Below are 20,973 nucleotides of genomic sequence, written 5' to 3'. Positions count from 1 at the left end.
GATCCAGGGACGATCGTCCCCGGGCCGAACGTCCCAGAACCGGAACCGGCGAACCCACCGGATACCCCGCGCATGATGGCCGGACCAAACCGAGCATCGTTAGCAACGGCTCCGCGGCCCAACCCTCCGCGCCCGCGCGAGGCGGCTCGCAGGGCTATGCGCCTTCTCTGCTACCGTGCTCGAATGGTCGACTCGACGGTCCGCGCGGAACTTGCCGAGTTTGTCGCAGAGCGCGACTGGGCGCAATTCCACAGCCAGGAAAACTTGGCGAAGAGCATCGCCATCGAAGCGGGAGAGCTACTGGAATGTTTCCAGTGGAGCGCTGGCGCAAGCCCCGAGAGAGTCCGTTCCGAACTTGCGGACGTGTTTACCTACTGCCTACTACTGGCCCAGCAGTTGGGCGTCGACCCCGATCGCATTGTTCTCGACAAGCTCGTCGAGACCCGGAAGAAGTACCCCGCCGACAAAGCTAGAGGACGAAGCGCAAGGTATGACGAGCTCTGACCTCGAGCGCATCGAATTCACGACGCACGCCGTCGAGACCTGGGCCGCCGCCGATCCGCGACGCGTCAACTGGCCCGTGGTCTACGTCATCGATGGTCGTCCAACGTTCGACCGATCAACCTCGTCCGTGTACGTCGGCGAGACGCTGAATGTGCGCTCTCGAATCCGGCAGCACATCGACTCCGGGGCGAAGTCAGGGATGAGCAACGTCCGGGTCGTGGTGGACGACGAGTTCAACAAGTCGGTGTGCCTAGACCTGGAGTCTCATCTGATCCGCTGGTTCTCCGGTGACGGCAAGTTCGCGGTCCTCAACCTCAACGGCGGAATCACCGACGCGGACTACTTCCGTCGCGAGTCGTACCGAGCGCGCTTCAAGGACATCTTCGAGCGGCTGCGAGCCGACGGCCTCTTCTCGAGCACGATCGGCGAGATCGAGAACAGCGACCTCTTCAAGCTCTCTCCGTTCAAGGCACTGACGGAGGACCAGGCGGTCGCAGTCGACGATATCCTCGAGGGCCTCTTTGCAGACCTCGGGGCCAACATACCCAGCACGATGGTGATCCAAGGCCAACCAGGTACCGGCAAAACGATCGTGGCCATCTACCTCATGAAGCTGCTCACCGATATCTCCAAGACGGCGCCCGACGATGTACTCGACCGCGACTGGATGTTCTCGGATTTCTTCACCGACGGATATCGGGAGCTGCTCACCGACTTTCGCATCGGCCTCGTCGTTCCGCAACAATCGCTTCGCACGTCTATTCAACGAGTGTTCCAGCGGACTCCAGGACTTGACAGGAGCATGGTGCTGTCACCCTTTCAGGTCGGAGATGGAGATAAGTTCGACCTGTTGATCGTCGACGAAACGCACCGGCTGAATCAACGGGCGAACCAGGCATCAGCCGTGCAGAACAAGAAATTTGCCGCTATCAACGAGCAATTGTTTGGTGTGGATGATCATGCGCGGACGCAGTTGGACTGGATCCGGGCTCGGAGCGACCATCAAATCTTCCTTGTCGATGCCGAGCAGCGCGTTCGCCCGGCGGACCTGCCAAATGAGCTCCTCGGCGGCCTCACCGCAGAGGCGCGACGCACGAGCCGCCTCTATCCGCTGACTACGCAGATGCGGGTGCAGGCAGGTGCCGATTACGTCGACTTTGTTCGCCAGCTCCTTCATCCAGCGCCTGGGCGGGAGTCGCTGGACCGCCTCGCCCACGCGGGTTACGACCTGCGCGTCTTCGACGACCTCGGCGAGATGCAGCGCGCGATCGTCGCGAGAGACCGCGAGGTCGGCTTGTCACGACTCGTCGCGGGATACGCGTGGGAGTGGAAGAGCAAGAACGACGGCGCGGCGTTCGACATCGAGCTCGACGGATGTCGGTTGCGCTGGAACAGCACCGATCGAGACTGGATCAACTCGCCGGGCTCGCTCGACGAGGTCGGATCGATCCATACCGTCCAGGGCTACGACCTGAACTATGCCGGCGTCATCATCGGTCCGGAGCTCACGTACGACACGACGAGCGAGCGGCTCGTGATATGTCGCGACCACTACCGCGATCGGAAGGGGAAGGAGAACAACCCACGGCTCGGTCGGGTCTACTCCGACGACGACCTGCTCGAGTTCATCGGAAACATCTATCGAGTGCTACTCACGAGGGGCATGCAAGGCACCTACGTGTACGCGTGCGACCCGGCATTGCGCGCGTACCTGCATCGGTCCATCGCTTCCGCCTGACCGTCACGCAGACTACGCACGTGCAGATCAACTGGTCCCGTGAGGAGCTGATCCTTGCTTGCGATCTCGTCCGTCAAAACGACTGGTGGGAGCTGCGCGCAGCGGACCCACGGGTGGCCCAGCTGTCGCGCAGGCTGCAGGTTCCTTTCGCTCACCCACTCTTGGGGCGGCCAGCCAGCTTCCGGAGTCTCAATAGCGTCTCGCGCAAGACGTCGGACATCATGACGCAGCTCCCTCACTATCAAGGCAAGCCGACCAAGGGTGGTCGCCTCGATCTCGTTGTCCTGGAGGAGTTCCTGGCAGACCCCGTCGCCATGGCAGACACGGCGGCTGCACTGATCAGCAGGATCGACAGCGGCGAGTGGGGCCCGATGCCGGACGCTACGCCTTCGAGCGCACAGCGCACACCGCGCGCCCCTAACCGCACGCCGAGCCGCCCTATCCATCTGCCGACGCCCAGTGCTGCACCCCGCGCGACGCCCCCTATCCAGCTTCGTGTGGTTGATCCCAGCGGGCCGGAGGCGGCACTGGCCTCTGCCCTACTGGCGAGCGAGGCGTTCCGTGAGCAGCACGCTCGATCCGGTCGTCACGCACTACGAATCGACCTCGTCCACGCGGTCGTTGCCCAGCTGGCGGCCGGCCAAGGACGAGCGTCTGCGCGTGAACTCGCTGCTGCCGCAGGACTCGAGGGCCGCTCATTCGATCCGACCTTCGCCGCGATGCGGCGACTCCTGAACGTCGAGGGCTACAACGTCTTGACCCGGGACGCTGACCACTCCACGGTGCGCCTCGACGTGTCGCTCTTGCGCGACCAGTTCGAAGTCGGCGCTACCTAAGCCATCAAGGCAGGACAATCGACGACCGGACGACATCGAGCGCGCCCCGCCGATCGACGAATCGTTCGGCGAGCGTCGCACGCGCGAGCTCAACAGGCAGCGCAGCTGAGAATTTCAAGCCCTCGACAGCTTCGGGGCTGATCACCGGCAATGCCGTCGAGATATCCGCCGATCGAATCTCCGCTGGGCCGATCCCCGCCGGCAGGTCGATGTACGGGTTGTTCGACGCTGCGTCGGCCGCAATGCCCAGAGCACCGACGATCGTTTCGTTGGCCCGCCGACCCGCCCACGTCCACAGCCTCGAACGCGCTCCACGCGGCTCCAGCACGAGCCCGCCACGGTCAACTGTGCGGCTCTCCTCGTCTCGGAGCCGAGCCAGCCGCTCCACTGCTCTCTTCGAGAGTGTGACGCTGGGATCCGATCCAAGAAGAACGTCGCGCTGTGCCCTGCTCAGTGCGAACGACTCGGAGATCGCCCCGCTCGACCACAGCGAGACACCCTTCTCGGGCTCGGGCCGCACGAAGACCGTGCGCTTCTCCCAGTCGACGTGCTCGATGAACCATGCGTACCCCGCCAGCAGCAACCGGGATTCGCCGCCCGGGTTGTGGCTGCCGACAGAGAGCGGCGAGACGAAACCGATCTCTTTCGTGCCGGCGAGAACCCGGAGCTCCAGGTCGGCGGTGAATGTCGCGAGCAAGTCCATGAAGTGTCGCCGGCCGAACTCCTTCTCGGCGCGTGGCCCGATGAAGCAGATGCCTTCGTCCTCGACGAGGAACTCTTCGGCGCGCAGGTAGTCGAGCACGACGTCGCCGTCGGCCATGACGTCGCTGTCTCCCCACCACCGGCGCCAGGTACTGGGCCCGAACCTTCCCTCCTGCAGCGCGAGCGCCAGGAACTGCTGCGCTGCCAGATGCCTAGGAGAAGGAGGTGGCTCGACTGGCTCGACGTACCCGCGGCCCCACAGAAGGAGGAGCCCCGCCGCGCGCAGGAGGGCGTCACTGCTGGTCGCCACCACCAGCATGTTGCGCACCGACCCGGGCCGGCGCCCCGTACGTCCCAGCCGCTGCAGGAGCGACGCCACGGTCCGCGGCGCGTCGATCTGGATGACTCGATCGAGGTCGCCGATGTCGATGCCGAGCTCCAGCGTGGAGGTCGCGACGATCACGCAGTCCTGCGCCTCGGCGAAGGCCCGCTCGCTCTGCCGGCGCTCGTCGACCGAGAGCGACGAGTGCGAGACGTATGTGGTCACTCCGCGCGCGCGCAGGTCGAAGGCGAGCTCTTCCGCTTGTGCGCGGGCCTCGCAGAAGACGAGTCGCTTCTCGCCCCGGTACATCTGCGAGAGCAGCACCGCAGCGTTGGTCAACGAGCCGACGTAGTCGAGCGTCATCGCGGCGGCCGGCGCGTCGGCGGCTGGTGGGATGTCGACGACGACCCCCGGTGGTCGAGACGCGGACGACTCGGTGCTCCCCCGGAGCCAGGTGATCATCTCGTTCGGGTTGCCGACTGTGGCGGAGAGTCCCACTCGCTGCAGCGGGGCATCGGCGATGCGCTGGATCCTCTCCAGCACCGCCAACAGATGCCACCCTCGGTCTGCGCCCGCGAACGCGTGGAGCTCGTCGACCACCACCGCGCGGACGCTCGCGAACATCACGCGATGGTCGGTGCGGCGGGAGACGAGCATCGCCTCGAGCGACTCCGGCGTGGTCAGGAGGATGTCGGGGCGTTCCGAGCGGATCTTTCGTCGAGCGGCGTCTCCGATGTCACCGTGCCACAGTCCGACCGTCCGTCCAAGCCACCCGGCGTACGCCTCTAGGCGTGGGTGCAGGTTGTTCAGGAGCGCTCGCAGGGGCGTCACGTAGATCACCGACGTGCCGGTCCACTCCTCCGCCACCATGCGGCTGAGCAGCGGAAAGATCGCTGCCTCAGTCTTGCCACCCGCTGTCGGAGCCACGAGAAGCGCGTCCGCGCCGGACCGCACTGACCCGACAGCGGCGCGCTGCAACGGGCGCAGCGCAGGCCACCCCAGGGTGTTGACGACGTGATACTCGAGCGCCGAGTCGAGGCCCGTCTCGCTCATGCGGAACTCACAGATCGAGGTCGATGTCGTCGACGCTGGATGGCGCGACGCGAGCGGCCGCGCGAGCGTCGCCGAGATGGCTGGCCTCGAGCTCCGTCTCGGTCAGCTCGGAGCCGGAGATAGTGAGCTTGTAATGCTGGCGCGGGTCAAAATCGGCGAACTGATCCACGCGGTCGAGCACGTCGCCCACGAGCTTCTTCAGGAAGAGCCTGGGCGCAACGCCGACGCGACCGCCGAGCTCGCCTGCGACCGCTCCCGCGAGAAGCTCGATGTAGCGGTCGTCGACCACCGACTGGACACGCTCCGGTGAGACCGCACCGGCGGCGTAGATGTCGCGCACCCGCATGCCGAGCGATCTCAGCGAGTCCGGGGTGAAGCCGGGCAGTCGAATCTGCACCGCGCGAGGGTTATCGAAGCGCGCGTCGGTGTCGAAGTCCACGGCGAGCCGTTGCGCAAGCGGAGCGAGCCGTTGCACGCCCTGCTGGCCGTCGAAGAACGCGGGCGTTCCGGTCATCACGAGATAGAGGCCAGGGAATCGCCCTCCGTCGACCTCGTCGATGAGCTGTCGGAGGGCATTGAGCGACTTCTCGCGGACGTCGGACCGGACGCGCTGCAGCGTCTCCACCTCGTCCAGCACGACAACCAGGCCTCGGTAGTCGGAGTCCCGCAGGACGGTGAGCAGACCCTGCAGAAAGCCGAGCGCGCCGAAGTGGTCGAGCTCCCCTCGCACTCCAGCGGCCCGTCGCACGGACGCCGCGACATGAGGCTGCCCTGCCAGCCACGCGAGCAGACCCTCTGCCTGCACCGCGTCGCCCTGGGCACGGGCGCGGCGGTATCCCCGCAGRACGGTGGCGAACGCGGGTGCGGTACGGCTCACCTCCGCGAGGCGCAGCTCCATCAGGTCGTTCGTGGCACGCTCCAGCGCTTGTGCGTCCATCGGGTCGGCCTGCCCGCGGCGATGACGTCCTCGGTCAGCACGTGGAACCAGCCGTCGACCACGTCGCGGAGCGCGCTGGGGGGCGCTTCCGCGGTCGACAGGCTCTCGACGAGSCKGCGRTAGACSGTCTCGAGCTTGTGGAGGGGCGTCTCCGTCTCAGAGATCTGGATCTCGGCCGCCGCAAAGCGCTCGCGCTTCGCCCGTTCGACGAGCCATCGCGTGAAGAAGGTCTTGCCGGAGCCGTACTCGCCGCGGACAGCCTTGAACTGCCCGCCGCCGTTCGCCACGGTCGTGAGCTCACCGTCGATCGCCGTCTCGAACTTCTCGAGACCGACGGCCAGCACGTCCAGACCTTGCTGAGGGACGGTGCCTCGACGGAGTGCGTCGATGACTTCGGAACGGCGACGAGGGCTGATGACTACCACGGCGTCAGGATCCCAGGCCGAACTGCTGACGCAGGAGTGCCACGTCGAGCACAAGAGTGACTCCGTCTTCGTCGTCGCGAATGACGGGGTACATGTCCACGTTCAGGAGACGGCGCAGGATGACGACGGTCCCCGCAACGAGTGGAGTGGCGACGCCCGCCTCGGCTGCCAGCGTGTCGCGGTGCGCGCGCCCGCCCCGACGCAACGCACCGAGCACGAAGGCGCGGACAACGGCATCGTCGAGTGGGTGACGGCCGCTGTGGAGGCGCTGCTCACGGTAGGTCGCCGATCCGAGTAGAGCGTCGACCAGTGCCGCATCGGGATCCAGCGACTCGATCGGCGACTCCTCCGCCAGGTCGAAGCCGAGCATCCCCTGCCCGGCGTCCTGGGCCCGCTGGCGCGACTTGCTCGACCGCGGCGCCTGGGTCTCGCGGGCGGCGGTCTCGCCGCTGGCTGGAGCCGTTCGGAGCGCTCGTCGGCCGCCCCCGGAGGGATCCGGCCTTGCGACGACAGGGTCGTTCCACCAGCTCGGCATCTGCGGCGGGCCCGCGCGCCACCCTGCGATCTCGGCGTCCGGCTGCGGCGCCAGGACGATGATGGGCACGGTGATCTCGGCGAGGCTCGCCCCGCCGTGGTACCCGGCGGACCGCTTTCCGAAGCGGATGTCTTCGTCCCACGCCAAGACTGCGCGGCCCTCGGGTGCCAGGACGCGTCGGCCCGTCACCAGCACCTCGCCCTCTGCTGCGGTCGGCTCCGCACCGCGCCAGCGCGCATCGGAGCCTGGGTAGCTGCGCAGCTGTCCGCCTCGCTCGATCACGTGCCCGTGGTCGGAGGTCAGGATGACGGTGCGGCCCGCCATGTAACCCGCATTCAGGAGTGGCGCCAGGTAGCGGACCGTCTCGTCGGTCCAGGCCGTCCCACCGGGGTCCGCGCTCTTGAGCGCGTCGTCCACGGTGTTGAGGACGACACCGATCACCGCATCCGGTCCTTCGAGCGCGTCGACCAAGGTGGCCGGGAGCATGGCGCCGGCCCCGGTCTGCAGTTGCTCCTTGTGGTAGATCGCGGCGCCGAGGTCGTCGCGCCACCGCTTTTTCTCGGCGTCCTGAGTCCCTGCCTGGAGCGACCCGGCGAAGAGCGACGTCCGCGAGTACGTGGTCATGCTCGGCAGCACAGCGAGACCGACGGCGCGACGAACGGAGTCCGCAGGGAGCAGCTCCGTCCACGTTCGGGCAAGTCCGGAGTCGACGATCTCGTACGAGACCGCCGCGCTCATCCCATCGACGACGACAACGAGCGTGCGGGTGGCCTTCGCCATTGGAACGATTACGCGCTGACGCAGCTCTTCCAGGGCGATGATGTCGCCGAAGGGATGGTCGTCAGCCGTTGCACCTGCGAGAAGCGCCGCTGCCGCCCGGTCTCGCTCGCGACGGCACACCCGTACTGCCGCGACCAGCTCGCCGTACACGAGCGCGACCTCGGGGAACGCCGACCCGGTGTGCACCGCGGCCAGCGCGCGATCCACCCACGCTCCGTCGTCGACCTGGGTGTGGAGAGCCTCCGTCAGCGAAGAGGCCTCCGCGCGGCCAGCGCCGTCCGGTGCACCGAGCCAGCGCACAAGCCTGACGGCCATCCGCGCCGCGACGATCTCGCGCGCATTCCGGCGCGCCAGTCGGTGCTCGAGCAGCTCGGCCAGCTGGCTCTCGGGGCCTGACCCCACCGGCTTCGCGAGCGAGGCGCGGACATGCTCGGTCAGGTGGCCGAGACGGGCGCGGAGTCCCGTCGCGAGCCAGTCACTTCGCTCCGCACCGACGGCCCACTGCAGGTCGTCGAGGACAGCCTCTGCGGCGTCGAGCGCGACACCGAGCGCCGCATCGCCAGAGTCTTCATGCCTGGCCGCGATCAGCCGCGACGCATCAGCGAGCGCTCGCGAGCGGGTGGCGCTTGCGGCAGGGTGCACCTTCGACTCCGCGCGGATCCGCGCCGCCTTCTGCTCCTCGGTGACGGTGGCGTGGTCCTCGGACCGCGGCCAGACCACGTCCAGGGCGAGCCCGACGCCGCACACCGACACCTGCTTGGTCGAGGCGATGCGCATGGCGAGCTCCGCCGCAGCGCCTAGGCCGTCACCCGCCCACGCCGTGAGCCCATCGCGAAGGGACGCAGGCGTCGATTGCCAGGCCAGTCGGCCCTCGGGCGTATCGAGCCGCAGGAGCAGGCTCACTTCGTCGAGACTCGACGGCACCCGCATTCCCAGGACCTGGGAGAGCAGGTTGCTCAGGGCGTGCGACTCGGTGACCGTGCCCGCCGGCGCGGCAGGCCAACCTCCAGCCGGACGCTGGGCTAGCAGCGCCGCCGGCACCCACGAACCGCGGGCGCGCAGGTCTCGGTCGGCCGTCCGTGCACCGAACAGCTCCGGAACTGCCGACCACGGATCGATGACGTGCGGCCGGTGGCCACGCGCGCGCAGCAGGATCGTGTCGCCGAGGTCGTGCGCGTCGCGGTCGGTCAGGACGACCAGGTAGTCATCGGGAGACAGCTGCTCGTAAGCATCGAGCACGGCCAGCGCCGACACGCACGGCCGGACGCGGACCGTGGCGCCCCCTTCGACGAAGGCGTCGGGCCCATCCCACACCGGCGCGGCCCGCAGGATCTCCACGCGCTCTGCAGCACGCTCAACAAGTGCCGCTGCGCGTTGCCGGACATACCCCGCCTCTGCGGGGCGCACTCGATGACCCGCCGCGACGCTCATTCCACGACGCTCCACGTGACCCGAATCTGCTTCCCCGGGTGGCTCCGCGCGAGGGCTGCGACGCCTCGCTTTACTCCCTCGAGGTCCACACGCGCTGAGTCGTCGATGACCAGGTCGACGTGATCGGGATCGTCGATGATCGGAGGCAACGGAGTCGACCCCCCGAGCCCTAGCTGTCGACGCCGCTCCTCGTCCTCCCGCTGGAGCCGCTCCAGCTCGAGGCGCTCTCGCTCGAGGCGATCCCGCTCCTCGCGCTCGACCCGCTCTCGTTCCTCCCGCTCGCGACGCAAATGCTCGAGCTCCGCGAGAACCAGCCGGTCCGCGTCGGCCGCGGCCGCCGCCAGCGCTTGGGCGAGCGGTGCATGCAGTTCCTCCGCGCGCGCAGCGGCATGAATCCGCGTTCGGATCTCGGCGCCGCCGTCGAGCTTGGTGGCCTCGCCCACCTGGTCCCACCGAATGCGCGACACAGCCGCGGCCACGTCCGCCGCCGACGCCATGGACTTGGCCAGCGGATGGACCTCCGTTGGTAAGTCCGCACGGGCCAGCTCGACGAGCAGGTCGGTGTCGTCGCCCCGCGAGCTCAAGGCGACGAGAAGATCGCGACCGCGTTCTGCCGTCATCAAACGAGCGTTAGTTCCGGCGGCGTCGATGCCCAGCTGGGAGCCGTGCCGGAGCAGGGAGTCGACAAGCTGCTGATTCGGCGACGAAGCACTCCGTGCAAGCTCGCGCACCTTGCCAGCAAGCCGCTGGACCGCCGGCGCCGAGCGTCGATGCTCGCCAGAGATCCCAAACAGGTAGGCGGCGCGCGCGACGGCCGCCGCCCACTCCCCCTCGTCCGGAAGCGTAGGTGCGGACATCTCGACGTCGTCGGGCAGTGCCCCGATGGCTGGCTCGGGCAGCCGACCTCCGTGCCGCCGGAACTCTCGGTCGTCGAGGGCCGCCCACGTCAGGATCAAGAGGTCCTCGATGTCGCGCGACATCCCGTGGCCCGCCAACCTCGAGCGGATGTCACCCACCCGTACCGCGCCGTTCGCGGCCGCCGCGCTCGCCACCCACTGCGTGATGTCGCCCCACCACCGGAACATCGCCTGGGAGATGGCGAAGACGTTCTCCTTTGCCTCTCCCAGTCCGAGGGGCCCGGTCACGCGCCGGAGGACCTGTGCGCGCGGCTTGTCGAGGCCATCGAGTCGGCCGGCCGGCGTCGAGATCGCTTGCCGGACCGCCGCGAGGACGGTGCCGACCTCGCTTCGCTTCACCTCGGAGGTGCTTGGCTCGAACTGCGGGTGCGACGGGAACTGGTCGGCGTAGGCCTCATCGAGAACCTTGGCGACGCCCTCTCGAAGAGTTGCCGCGTTCGGCTTGCTGATCTGCAGGCCCGCGCGCAACGTCGCGAAGATGCGGTGATCCGACTTCCCCGCGTCGACGTCCGCATCCCGCGGTGCGTGGATCCCATACGCCTGAAGGAGCGCTTCCTGCAGGTCAGCGCGCAGCGACTCTCGCTGTGTCTCGAGTGTGCGTCGAGCCTGCGGACGTTCGAGGACCGCGAGGTGATCCGCGTTCTGGTCGAACCGGTCGCCCGTGAGCAGGTACTCGAGAAGGACGAGCCTGCCGACCGCGTTCATCCGCTCCGCGGTGAAGAAGTACGGGATCCACGCGATCGTGTCCGACTCGAGGCCGTCGGACTTGAGTCGGTCCAGGCGTGCGAAGTCGTCGGACGGGAAGAAGTCCGCCTCGTCGAACGGGTAATCGATGACGAGCTTCCAGCGGCCCGCGCTGGCGCGCAGCTGGTCGTCTCGGACGTTCGAGTCGCGGACGTTGGCGAACATGACCTCCACATCACGCCGGGAGCCCCGCCAGACGTGCTGGTAGAGCCGATCGGTGAGGAGCCCGTCCTGCGCGGGCAGGTCGAGAGCCGTTCCGAGGATGTCGCGGATCAGGCGTCGCCGGGTCTCCGCCTTGTCCTCGGCTGCGACGCGCTCGACGACCGACTCGTAGTCGACGCCCGAAAGGGTGAGCGTGATGATCGGGTCCTGACCGATGCCGACACGGATCTCGCCGAAGTGGCTCGACCAACCCTTGACCATCTGCAGCACCTGCGCCGCCTCCTGGCCCGGGAGCATCGCGCGCACGGATCCGAAGTTCAGCGCGGCCAGGCGCCCGGCGGTCAGGTTCTTGAGCGAGGCTGCTTCCGGCGCGATCTCGGCAACGAGCAGCGTCTTGGCGAGCCGATCGTGGTTGCGGAACGGATGGGTTCGGGGCAAGTCCGCGGCGGCTTCGTCGGTCAGTCCATGCTCGGAGAGCAGGTGGGGGCGCAAACGGTCCCGATAGAACCGGCGTGCGACCTCGAACCGCTGCTCCATCTCGGCGGCCAGCGCCTTGTGCTCGAGTACGACGATGTCGAAGAGGTCCCCGACGGGAATGACGTCGGTGACGACGAGCTCGTCGCGTCCCCTCGAGAGCAGCTCGGAGAGAACCTTGAGTGCAGTGCGCTCGCGCTGCAGCAGCGAGGACAGGGCCACGAGGGCATCAACGAGAGCCGGCGAGAAGGGGTAGACGAGAGCGAAAGCGTTCTCGTCGGCGTTGGCCTCGTCCGTGAGCAACGCGGACCATGCGGCGCGATTGGCCTTGATCTGCGCGAGCGCCGAGCGAAGCTCCGACCCCGCATGCTCACTCTTCGGCTGCAGGATGCGCTGGTGCACGATCTTCGGCAGGTCTGCCGCTGCGAGCGTGATGGTGTCGAAGCGGCCCTCGAAGAATCCGAAGTTCTGTGCGATGCCCTGCTTCTCGGCGCCCACTCCGGCATCGCCGATGAAGTCCTTGAGGTCACGCTGGCGCGCTACGAACGAGATGATCGGCACGGCGAGGGACGAGGACTCCGTCTCGATGAGCTTCGAAACCTTGCCGACCTCCGTCGCGATGAAAGTCGGGTCGGCGAGTCGCTGTGCCAGCCAGAGCACCAGCTCGTCGAGAAACAGCACGAGTCCGTCGTAGCCGAGGGCGCGTGTGTGGTTCGTCATCGCCTGAAGACCCTCAGAGATCTCGAGCCACTCACCGCTGTCAATCGATGCGGTGAAGAAGGTCTCCCGCAGCCGAGACACGAGCGCGAGTCGCTGCTTGTCTGTGGGCTTGGACGCAGCAGCGACCTCGAAGGCCTCGGGAGTCCATGCACCTCCGGCGGCCACCCTCGATCCAAACCCTCCCCCCGCCGGCGCACCAGTCCCCTGGTTCAGGCGCGCGAAGAAGGCGTCGTCCCCGAAGTCCGCCCTCAGACCGCGTGCGTCTGCCAGGAGCGAGTCCGACTTATGCAGAACCGGCAGCGCCTCGTCCGGGTGCCGACGCTTGACCTCGGCGAGGTAGCCGCCGAACACAGCCTCTTCGAGGGACTTCTTGCCGAGCAGGTGGTAGTCGACCGCGAAGTAGCGCTTCGCGAGCGTGCCCTCGTGCTTGGCCACGACTTCCTGCAGCCGCGGAAGCGCACGTGCTTTCGCATTTCCGGTGAGAAGCAGGTGCAGGACCGCCATGAAGTGCGACTTGCCGGAGCCGAACGAGCCGTGCACGAACGCACCCTTTGGCGCACCAGACGAGAGGGCGCTCCCCACCAGCCCGAGCGCGGAGTCGAACGACTTGGCGATCGCATCCGTGACGATGTACTCGTCCAGCGTCCGCTCGGCGGCTTCAACGCCCGCATGCAGCTGGAGCACGAAGTCGGCCGCAGCGACGTGTTCGGGGATGTCGATAACGTCCCGGAGCGGGGTGGTCTGGCTCATGAAGCATCCTTTCGGGGGCGGCCGCGAGTCGCCGCCGGCGGTGTCCACGCCGTCACGCCCTGACGCGTGACTCCGTACTCGTGCAGTTCCCCATCAAGGAAGCCTGAGACCGCAGCAGCAGGGCTTGTGCCGAACGCAGGGTCGATCTCGTGGTGCCACTGGGCGACCCAAGGCTCGACCTCGGCCAGACCTGCGAGCAGCGGGATCACCGTTTCGTCGGTCGCGCCTGCAGCCTTCACGTCTCCGACGAGCCGGGCGAGGGCAAGGCCCTGCTCGGCGTGGTTCCAGCCGGCCCAACCAAGGACCGTCGAGCCCTCGCCCGTGCGCGTCACCCCGGGGTAGACGATGAACCGCTCCTTCGGCACGTCGAGCTTGCCGCGCGCCTTCCAGTAGGCGACCTTGAGGAAGTCGACCGGCCCATACTTCGGCGGCACCGGAATCGTTGGCCTGTTTCCAGGCCCGCCCTCGTCGATGCGGTCTTCTTCTCGCTGCATGTCCCAGACGCGCTGCCACTCGCGAAACTTCTCGGCGCCGGACGGCTTGTACCGCAACGCCGCCAGGTACGGGACGGACTCCTCGGCAACGAGCCGCTCCAGCGCCCGAACGACGTCCACGTCGGCATCCTCCGTCAGTCGCCGCAGCAGGTCGAGAAGCATCTGGTCCTCGCGCAGAAGGTCACCCAACTCTGCAACCGATCTCGTAACGGGTCCGGAAGCATCGCGCCAAAGATCGGCACGCTCAAGCCGGTCGAGAATGGCGGCGGTTACAGCGTCCTTCTCCAACGCATCCCATCCACGCGTCGCCCAACGCCGCTTGTACTCCGGCCTCTCCAGCAGGCGGACGAACGGGTCAGATGCGATAAGCGCCAAACGGCGCTCGACTAGTTCGCGATATTCGGCCGGCCAGGTGGAAGGCAACTCTGTGATCGGCACGCTGCCATGCCGCTCGAACCACGCCGACGCCTCGCTCCCAGCCTCGATCTGTCGGGCCAGATGAATCTCAAACGCCCGCTCCCCGAGCACGAGGGATATCGGGGCGTCTCCCGAATGGGTGAGGTCCTCGTCGATGAGCCCGTACGCACGATACGCAGCCCAATCGACCTCCTCCTGCGCGTAGATCATCTGCGAGCGAACGTCGTGCCACGAGTTCCTCGCGCCGTCCAGCGCGACGCCTCGTTTGAGCGCCTCGCTTGCCGAGCTAGCGCTCATGCGTTGACCCAGGCGATCTAGGCGGCGACCCCAGTCAACAAAGTCGGCAGAGACGAGCGGGAACTCCTGCAGATTGGTGCCGGTAAACTCGTAACGATCGTCCCACATCTCGGCACTAACCCGTGCGCCGTCCCCGCCGACAGGGTCGCCGCCCTTGGGGTATGACACTTGCTTTAGCCAGAAACACGCTGTACTGGTGTTGAGGATCGCGAGGAGGTTGAGGTGATCCTCCTCACTCGCCGACGCAGGCAGCTTGATCACCGGAGCCGACTGCTTGAAAACCTTCCCACCCCGATCCAACACGAAGTGATTATGCGTAGCCACAAACGCGAACGTGATTGACAATGGTGCTCGGAAGCGCACGGGGAAGAACATGCTGTGGTCGAACCACCGGAGGCCTCGCTGTTCGGGCGTGTTCCCGAAATCGACCCGCTTTCGTAGCGAGGTACGAAGTGGCCAAAGATCGTCGAGGAAGGGCCGAGCAGGGTCCGTCGGATTGCCTAGCGAGTCGTAGGGGAAGAGTGTGGTCGTCTCGTTCGAAACGAGAAAGTCGCGAACCTCGTCGCCGAGCACCACCGGGACAATCTCGGCGATTCTTTTGCGCCTACCGAATCCTTTATCGCGATAGAACGCCTCATCGAGTCCGGTGTGCGTCGACCGTCCGATTTCTACTTCCAGATCAGCCAGTGTCCGGGGGCCAGCGGTGACGACCTTCAGCAGTTCCGACGCGCCACCCCCCGAAAGGGACCACGGGTGATGGGCGAAGCTCTCGCGAGGTACATCAATGATTGTGGTGAAGATGCCATTGTAGGACTGGTCCTCGATGTGATTGGTGATCTCGGACCAAACCAGGCCGTTCGCCGGGTCGGCGGGTTGACCCGGTTCGCCGCGGATGCCGAGGGCGGCTTTGACGGTGGGGGTGCTGGGGCGCCGGCGGCGGCCGGTGATGATAACGGTCGGCGTGCCATGACCCGGGATATAGGCACCCGAAGTGTCAATGACAGCGGTTAGGTCGACGGGGTTTGAGAGGTCGGCGCCTGAGAGAAGATTTTCAATGAGCTTGGTGCCGAACTCACGTTTCATGAACGAATTCGAGGTGATCTGACCGACATAACCTGCGCCACCATCGGGCCCCTGGCGTCTCGCTAAGCGAAAGAAGAGCTCCATGAACGGGACCGATAGTGCGTACTGGCGGTGGCACGTCGCGTAAGCCCTCCGATACGCGTCCGACAGAATCCTATCTTTGACCGTGATGTACGGGGGGTTACCCACGACGACGTGGAATTGCCCCGGCGAGAGAATGTCGTTAAAGTCACCGAGATCCTCAGTCTCGTAGATGAACGATTCGCGCGTCGAAAGGAGATCGCCCTGCATTCCTTGTTCGCCAAGGAGTGAATCTCCAATCGCGAGGTGGTACCGATAGGTCGGCGCGCTGACCAACGTTCGCTCGCTGGACGCCTTGAGCGCGGCAACCGTCAAGCGAAATCGGGCAATGGCGACTGCAAATGGATTGAGATCGACACCGTGGATCGCATCGAGTGCGAGCTGCACTTGCTCACGCAGGTCGAGGGCAGGGGCCTCGTCTTTCCAGTGGGCAAGGAGACGGTCGAAAGCGCCTAGCAGGAAGTGCCCTGAACCGCAGGTCGGGTCGATCATCTTGAAGTCTTTCAGCCCGAACTCGGCGATGGCGGGTTCCAGGGTGCGGTCGAGGATGAACTCCTCGACGAATACCGGCGTCTGCAGCAGCGCAAACGTCTTCTTCGCGTACTCGGACAGGTCCTGGTAGAGGTCACCGAGGAACCGCGTGTCCAACTCGGAATCGGTGAAATCGTGCACGAGCCCTCCGGACGCGTCGGTGCGACGGAAGAACTCCAGCAAGGAACGCGCGGCATCAGGCGAGATGTCCGCGCGCCAGACGGGGTTGTGCGCGGGATCGACCAGCGACTTACCCGCCGGCAATTTCGCCAGAACGGAGAACGCCTCGCGCCACCAGTGACGATCGTTGCGCGCCGGGTGGTCGATGAAGTACCCGGTCTGATGCTCGACCGCTCGAGCGACCCGCGATCCGGTCGGCGTGTCCGTCTGCCCGGCGATCCACGGCGCGGGGATCTGCCCGTCGGCCACGGCGCCTTCGAGAAGGTCGTTGTCCTCGCAGAACCGGATGAACGTCGCGGCAATCAGCCACGCGACGGCCGCCTGGGAGATCTCGCCGTCGCGCCAGGCCGACCACGTCAAACCAGTCCGACCGGCCCGCGTCGCGTGGTCGAACTGCTCCCGAAGCTCGATCGACCACGCGACGTCCGGGTCCTCCGCCTGGCGGCGCAGGTCGGCCTCCACCAGCTTGAGCTGGCCACGCAGATCCTTCAGCAGAGCACTCGAGACGATCACGCGTGAGCTCCAGACACCACAGACTCCAGATCAACAGGGACGTCGACCGGGCGGTCGGCGMCGAGGGGGATGGCATGGCCATCGAGCATGGGGACCGCGACGGCTCTCGGGCGGGGGACCAGCAGCCAGCGGGCCGCGGGCCGTTCTGTAGACAGATCGAGCATCTCCGCCAACGCCGAGGTGAACCCGTACCTCAGCAGCGGGCCGGCGTTCGTCAGGAGGAGCGGTGAAGCGTCAGCCATCAAGCGCTCCCACACGGCCGTGATCGTCGGCTCGAGAAACACGCGCAGATCTGAGCCCAGGGGCGATGTTGGCGGCTCGACGTCCGCACCGAGAACGAAGTCCCACGACGCGCCGACGGTCTGAGCGTCTGCGCGTGCTGCGCGCACGATTTCGGCGCCGATGTCGACCGTTCGGATCTCCGGGAAGATCCGCGCGATCATCTCGGCCGTGCTGAGGTAGGCATCAGGGTGCGCGCACAGGGTGAGCGCGGACCTCGAGCGGAGCGACGACGCGAGTTGCGCCGCGACCTGGCTGGCTGGCACCTTGCCGCGGTGGACCGACGACCCCGTCGATGTCCCGGTCCTCCCCGTGCTGGACTCCACCCGAGTGAAGACATCACCCGTAGCTCGCATCCCCGGGACAGCGGATTCCACGACAGGGTCCAGCTGGGGCCGTCCTGGGACGTCGATCACGCTGGGGAATCTCGCGGTCACACGCCTCCGGATACCTGCGACATCGATCGTCCGCAACCCCTGACCTGCGAGCACCGCGCGGACCGCGACACGCCAGTCGAGCAAGCGCGAGTAGAGCTCCCCCGAGCTCGAGAGGACCGCTTCCGCCGATGCGGAGGCGGCGAGGCGCACCAGCCGTTCGTCGTTGAGTGCGCCAGAGGTCGCGATCCCGCGCAGGGTCGTGCGGGCGCGGACGTGCGGGACGGGTTCGCCAGACGCAACCAGGTCGTCCGCGGCGGCCGCGAGCCGCTCTGCCAGATCGAGCAGCGTCTCGGCGCTCACGCCCGGACGCTCCCCCTCCTCGACGTCCGTGGCCAGGAGCACGCGGTCACCCACTCGTCGCACGGCCATGCGTGGAGCTGCGCTGACGGCGTCGATCTCCACCGCTGCCCGCACGTAGCCGGCCGCGCGCCGAACTCGATCGCGCGCCGAGACGGCGGAACCGTGCGTTCGAAGCACTGCATGGGTCAGCTCGTCGAGCGTCGCGATGCCACCCGCCAGCTCCAGCAGCTCGACGACGTCGAGGTCGGGCCGCGCTGTCTTGCGGGCGGCCCACGCGGTCGCAGCCGTCGCGACCTGCTCCGCAACCTCCGATCGCGACAGTCCGACGATTTTCGCCACGTCCGCGAGCGCCGGCCACGTACCCAGTGTCTCCGCGGCTGCTTCGTTTGCCGAGTCTGGTGCGCCGACGATCAGACTGACTGCCGCGGTCATCGGCACCGATCGCCCCGCGAGCAGGCGTTGGATGATGACCTCGACGGCCGAGGCATCGACCTCGTGCACCGAGCTCCGGCTCAGCGACGTCGCATCCTCGTCCAGCAAGCGACCGCGCCAATGACGAACCCGCGCCTGAACCTCCTTGCGGAAGCGCTCGCCCAGACCAGCGATCGAGTTGACCTCGACCGGGCTGCGTCCGAGAAGGTCACGGACCGTCGACACACCAAGTCGCCGTACGCCCGACAGAGCTCGTGCCGACAGGCCGGCGTCCTCGAGAGGAGTGTCGAGCGAGGCCGCACCCGCGACCGCCTCCCGAGCCTGCGCGTCGAGCTCGTCGTCGGCACTCTCGTCGATACCGGTGAAGACCGATTGCCAGGCTCGAGCCATCTCGTCAGCGGACGCAAAGCGGGCATCTGGGTCGAGGGAAAGAGCGGAACGGAAGAACGCGAGCAGCCCGGCCGCCACCGTCGTTTCGAACGTTGACTCAGTGAAGCCGGGCAGGTCCGATGGTCCCTGGGGTCGCGCTCCTCCGCTCACCCACCACGGCATTGCGCCGGCAGCCATCTGGAAGAGCGTCACCGCCACGGCATAGAGCTCGGCGGCCCGGTCGAACTGCCTGCGGCGCCCCTTCCCGAGTCCGGGGTCAAGGTAGTCCGCGGTCCCCGACGACAGGTTGGTCAGCGGTTCGACGGCAAGCGAGAGGTCGAAGAGGTTGAGGCGCGGCCTGCGCGTCGACCTGTCCGGACCGATGGCGAGGTTGGCGGGCTTGATGTCCCGGTGGAACACCCCTCGCTCGTCAAGGTGCGCAACTGCCTCGAAGAGGTCCCGCCCGTAGTTCTCGAGCTGCTCGATCGTGGACCGACCCTCGGCCTCCAGGCGCGCAGCGAGCGTCTCCGGGCCGGCGTCGCTCAGCAGGAGCGCGCTGCGGCCCTGGACGAGGATCGGCCCGCCCAACAGCTTGACCACGCGAGGGTGATCAAGTTGTGCAAGGACTGTCGCCTCGTCGGCGAGGCGGCCGATCGACCGCTCGTCGCGTGCGACCTTGAGAATGAGCCCTTCCTGGCCCGACTCGTAGTCGACGACCTCGAGGGCGATGCCCGTACTACCTGATCCGCGCCTTCCGGTCACCTCGAACCGGTCGCCGAGAATCGCACCCTTCAGCGCGTCGACCGGGTCCATCTCGGGCCTTGGCTGCGTGGTCGGATCAGTGACGAGCTCGTAGGCGGCCGTGAGGGCGTCGAGGACCTCGTCGATGCTCGCGGTGCGGTCCGTCTCGACGGCCCGCGTCGCCTCCAGCACCACCTGCGCGAACGGTTCGGGGATGTCAGGAGCGGCGGCAGACGGATCGAGGCCTCCCGCCGACTCCAGCTTCTGCTCGAGCTCAGCGAACGTCGTCGCCGGCGCGCGGCCGGTGAGCACGAGGTACGCGAGCGCGCCGAAGCCGTACACGTCGAGCGGAACGGGTGGAAGGTCGGCCCGTCCGCTGAGCTGCTCCGGGGCCAGGTAGAGCCGTGAGGTCGTCTCAACGAGGTTGAGCACGTCCGCAGCGCCCTGCGAGTGCACGGTCAGCTGCGTCGTGCGCGAGCCCGCGACCCGCTGACCGGTCATCCAGTCCCGGATGGCGACACGAGGCTTCCCACTTGCACCTTCCGTCACCTCGATCTGCCGAGGTGTGAGCGCCCGGTGCATCAGTCGCCGCTCGTGCGCCCATCGGAGCGTCTCGCCGATGTCGCGGATGATCGCCAGTCGGCTGTCCAGGTCCAGATCGGCTCCCCGCTCTGCCATCCAGTCGTCCAAGAAGCGAGCGTTCGGGCGGTAGTCGAAGAGCAGCGCCGGGCCGCTGTCCGTGAGGTAGAACTCGCGCGGGCTGACGATGCCGTCGTGATTCAGACCATCAGTGAGCGTGAACTCGCGCTCGGCGCCGATGACGATCTCTGCTCGCTGTTGCTCTCCTGCACCGGGCGGGACGTCGAAGAGTCGCAGCCGCCGCTTGGCACCCGGCAGGTGCGGGTGGAGCGCGAGCAGGTCCTGCCACGTCGGGCCCTCGCCCAGCGGGTCGGCCTTCTCCAGCGAGTAGTCGCCGATCATCCGCGTCTTGGGCGTCGGCGTGAAACCCGCGTGCAGCATCAGCGTCTCGACCTTGCGGGCGCGCGTGCCATCGAGCATCCGACTCGAGTCATCCGCCGGCGTGCTCAGGAACATGCCGAGGGTGTGATCCCCCGCCCAGCTCACACCCGCACCGTCGAGCGCGAGGATCCGCTGACCCGCATGGTCGTCCAACTCGACGACGCTGCCCTTCCCGTGCAGGACGACGAGCGCGCCGATGAAGGGCACCGCCGCGCGCTCCTGGCTGTTCCGCGCCTTCGCCATCAGCAAGCTCTTCAGCCGCTTCGCCTTGAGCTCCGTGAGCCACAAAGGGTTGCTCTCGGTCCGCACCGTCCCCGCGCCGGACGTGATCCGCCACGACTGCTGGGTGCCGCCGATCTTGCCCGACCAGCCCTTGAGCTCGACGACGAAGACACCCACCCGCGTCACGATCACCGCGTCGAGCTCAGCCGTCCGACCGTTGAGATCGACGAACGTCACGTTCGTCCAGCCGCGCGCAACCGGCCCCGCGCACACTACCGCCCGAAGCCGTTCCAGCGCCTCGGCTTCGGCCGGGCTCGCCGGATCCCCCAGCGACTCCCACTGCGTCATTGCGCGCGTGTCCCCTGCCCGTGGTTCAAGTAGTTCTCCTGGGCATCCTGCCAGTGCGCACGCAATAGACCCAGGCCGGTCCGTCCGCTCCGGGTCAAACGTCGGAATAGTCCCCTGCGAACTCATGCCTGTCAGCCCTTAGGCCTCTCCGGGCGCGGCAGGTCGACTCGGACTTGCACACGCAGCTGCGAAGCTGACG

Annotated in this window: 10 protein-coding genes; 3 read left to right on the top strand and 7 right to left on the bottom strand. The window is 67.2% G+C overall.

The annotated features are described in order from the left end of the window. Positions 1 to 183 precede the first annotated feature (183 nt). From AC1DYZ_RS05515 to AC1DYZ_RS05505, 3 genes are read left to right on the top strand one after another with little or no spacing between them, the layout of a single operon-like run. Positions 184 to 504 (top strand): nucleotide pyrophosphohydrolase, encoded by a 321-nt coding sequence (locus tag AC1DYZ_RS05515; RefSeq protein ID WP_477064195.1) that lies wholly within the window; start codon positions 184 to 186, stop codon positions 502 to 504. Then, entirely contained in the window at positions 491 to 2,242 is a 1,752-nt protein-coding gene (locus tag AC1DYZ_RS05510; RefSeq protein ID WP_477064194.1) for a DNA/RNA helicase domain-containing protein, read from the top strand. The genes AC1DYZ_RS05515 and AC1DYZ_RS05510 overlap by 14 nt, the downstream gene beginning before the upstream one ends. 20 nt (positions 2,243 to 2,262) lie before the next feature. Continuing rightward, positions 2,263 to 3,078, top strand: coding sequence for a hypothetical protein (locus AC1DYZ_RS05505; protein WP_477064193.1), 816 nt, complete (start codon positions 2,263 to 2,265; stop codon positions 3,076 to 3,078). 4 nt (positions 3,079 to 3,082) lie between these two features. Here AC1DYZ_RS05505 and AC1DYZ_RS05500 read toward each other — a convergent pair whose 3' ends face one another. The 7 genes from AC1DYZ_RS05500 to pglW are packed head-to-tail and all read right to left on the bottom strand — an operon-like array spanning position 3,083 to position 20,900. After that, positions 3,083 to 5,155 carry a DEAD/DEAH box helicase gene (locus AC1DYZ_RS05500; protein WP_477064192.1) on the bottom strand — a complete coding sequence of 691 codons (2,073 nt, stop codon included), beginning with the start codon at positions 5,153 to 5,155 and terminating at the stop codon, positions 3,083 to 3,085. A 7-nt stretch (positions 5,156 to 5,162) separates the two neighbouring features. After that, positions 5,163 to 6,092, bottom strand: a complete 930-nt coding sequence (brxD, locus tag AC1DYZ_RS05495; protein WP_477064191.1) for a BREX system ATP-binding protein BrxD — start codon at positions 6,090 to 6,092, stop codon at positions 5,163 to 5,165. Continuing rightward, complete coding sequence (locus AC1DYZ_RS05490; protein WP_477064190.1) at positions 6,053 to 6,517, bottom strand: BREX system ATP-binding domain-containing protein; 465 nt, start codon at positions 6,515 to 6,517, stop codon at positions 6,053 to 6,055. Before AC1DYZ_RS05490 ends, brxD begins: the two co-directional genes overlap by 40 nt. Positions 6,518 to 6,521: 4 nt before the next feature. Then, positions 6,522 to 9,263 carry a BREX-2 system phosphatase PglZ gene (pglZ, locus tag AC1DYZ_RS05485; protein WP_477064189.1) on the bottom strand — a complete coding sequence of 914 codons (2,742 nt, stop codon included), beginning with the start codon at positions 9,261 to 9,263 and terminating at the stop codon, positions 6,522 to 6,524. After that, a complete protein-coding gene (locus AC1DYZ_RS05480) occupies positions 9,260 to 13,078 on the bottom strand; it encodes a BREX-2 system ATPase PglY family protein (protein ID WP_477064188.1) in 3,819 nt (1,272 codons plus the stop codon). The genes pglZ and AC1DYZ_RS05480 overlap by 4 nt, the downstream gene beginning before the upstream one ends. Continuing rightward, positions 13,027 to 16,626: a BREX-2 system adenine-specific DNA-methyltransferase PglX gene (gene pglX / locus AC1DYZ_RS05475; protein WP_477064187.1), complete on the bottom strand. Its 3,600-nt coding sequence runs from the start codon at positions 16,624 to 16,626 to the stop codon at positions 13,027 to 13,029. Before pglX ends, AC1DYZ_RS05480 begins: the two co-directional genes overlap by 52 nt. Beyond that, the gene (pglW, locus tag AC1DYZ_RS05470; protein ID WP_477064186.1) at positions 16,623 to 20,900 is read right to left on the bottom strand and encodes a BREX system serine/threonine kinase PglW; all 4,278 of its coding nucleotides are present in this window, start codon (positions 20,898 to 20,900) and stop codon (positions 16,623 to 16,625) included. Before pglW ends, pglX begins: the two co-directional genes overlap by 4 nt. Positions 20,901 to 20,973: the final 73 nt, after the last annotated feature.

This window comes from Cellulomonas sp. P1_C4, from assembly GCF_056406355.1.
This window is presented reverse-complemented; position numbering and strand designations above follow the sequence as displayed.

What these genes read in the sequence shown, in the direction of transcription:
- AC1DYZ_RS05515 (WP_477064195.1), top strand. Translation starts at nt 184, where the DNA reads ATGGTCGACTCGACGGTCCGCGCGGAACTTGCCGAGTTTGTCGCAGAG.
- AC1DYZ_RS05510 (WP_477064194.1), top strand. Translation starts at nt 491, where the DNA reads ATGACGAGCTCTGACCTCGAGCGCATCGAATTCACGACGCACGCCGTC.
- pglZ (WP_477064189.1), bottom strand. Translation starts at nt 9,263, where the DNA reads ATGAGCGTCGCGGCGGGTCATCGAGTGCGCCCCGCAGAGGCGGGGTAT.
- AC1DYZ_RS05500 (WP_477064192.1), bottom strand. Translation starts at nt 5,155, where the DNA reads ATGAGCGAGACGGGCCTCGACTCGGCGCTCGAGTATCACGTCGTCAAC.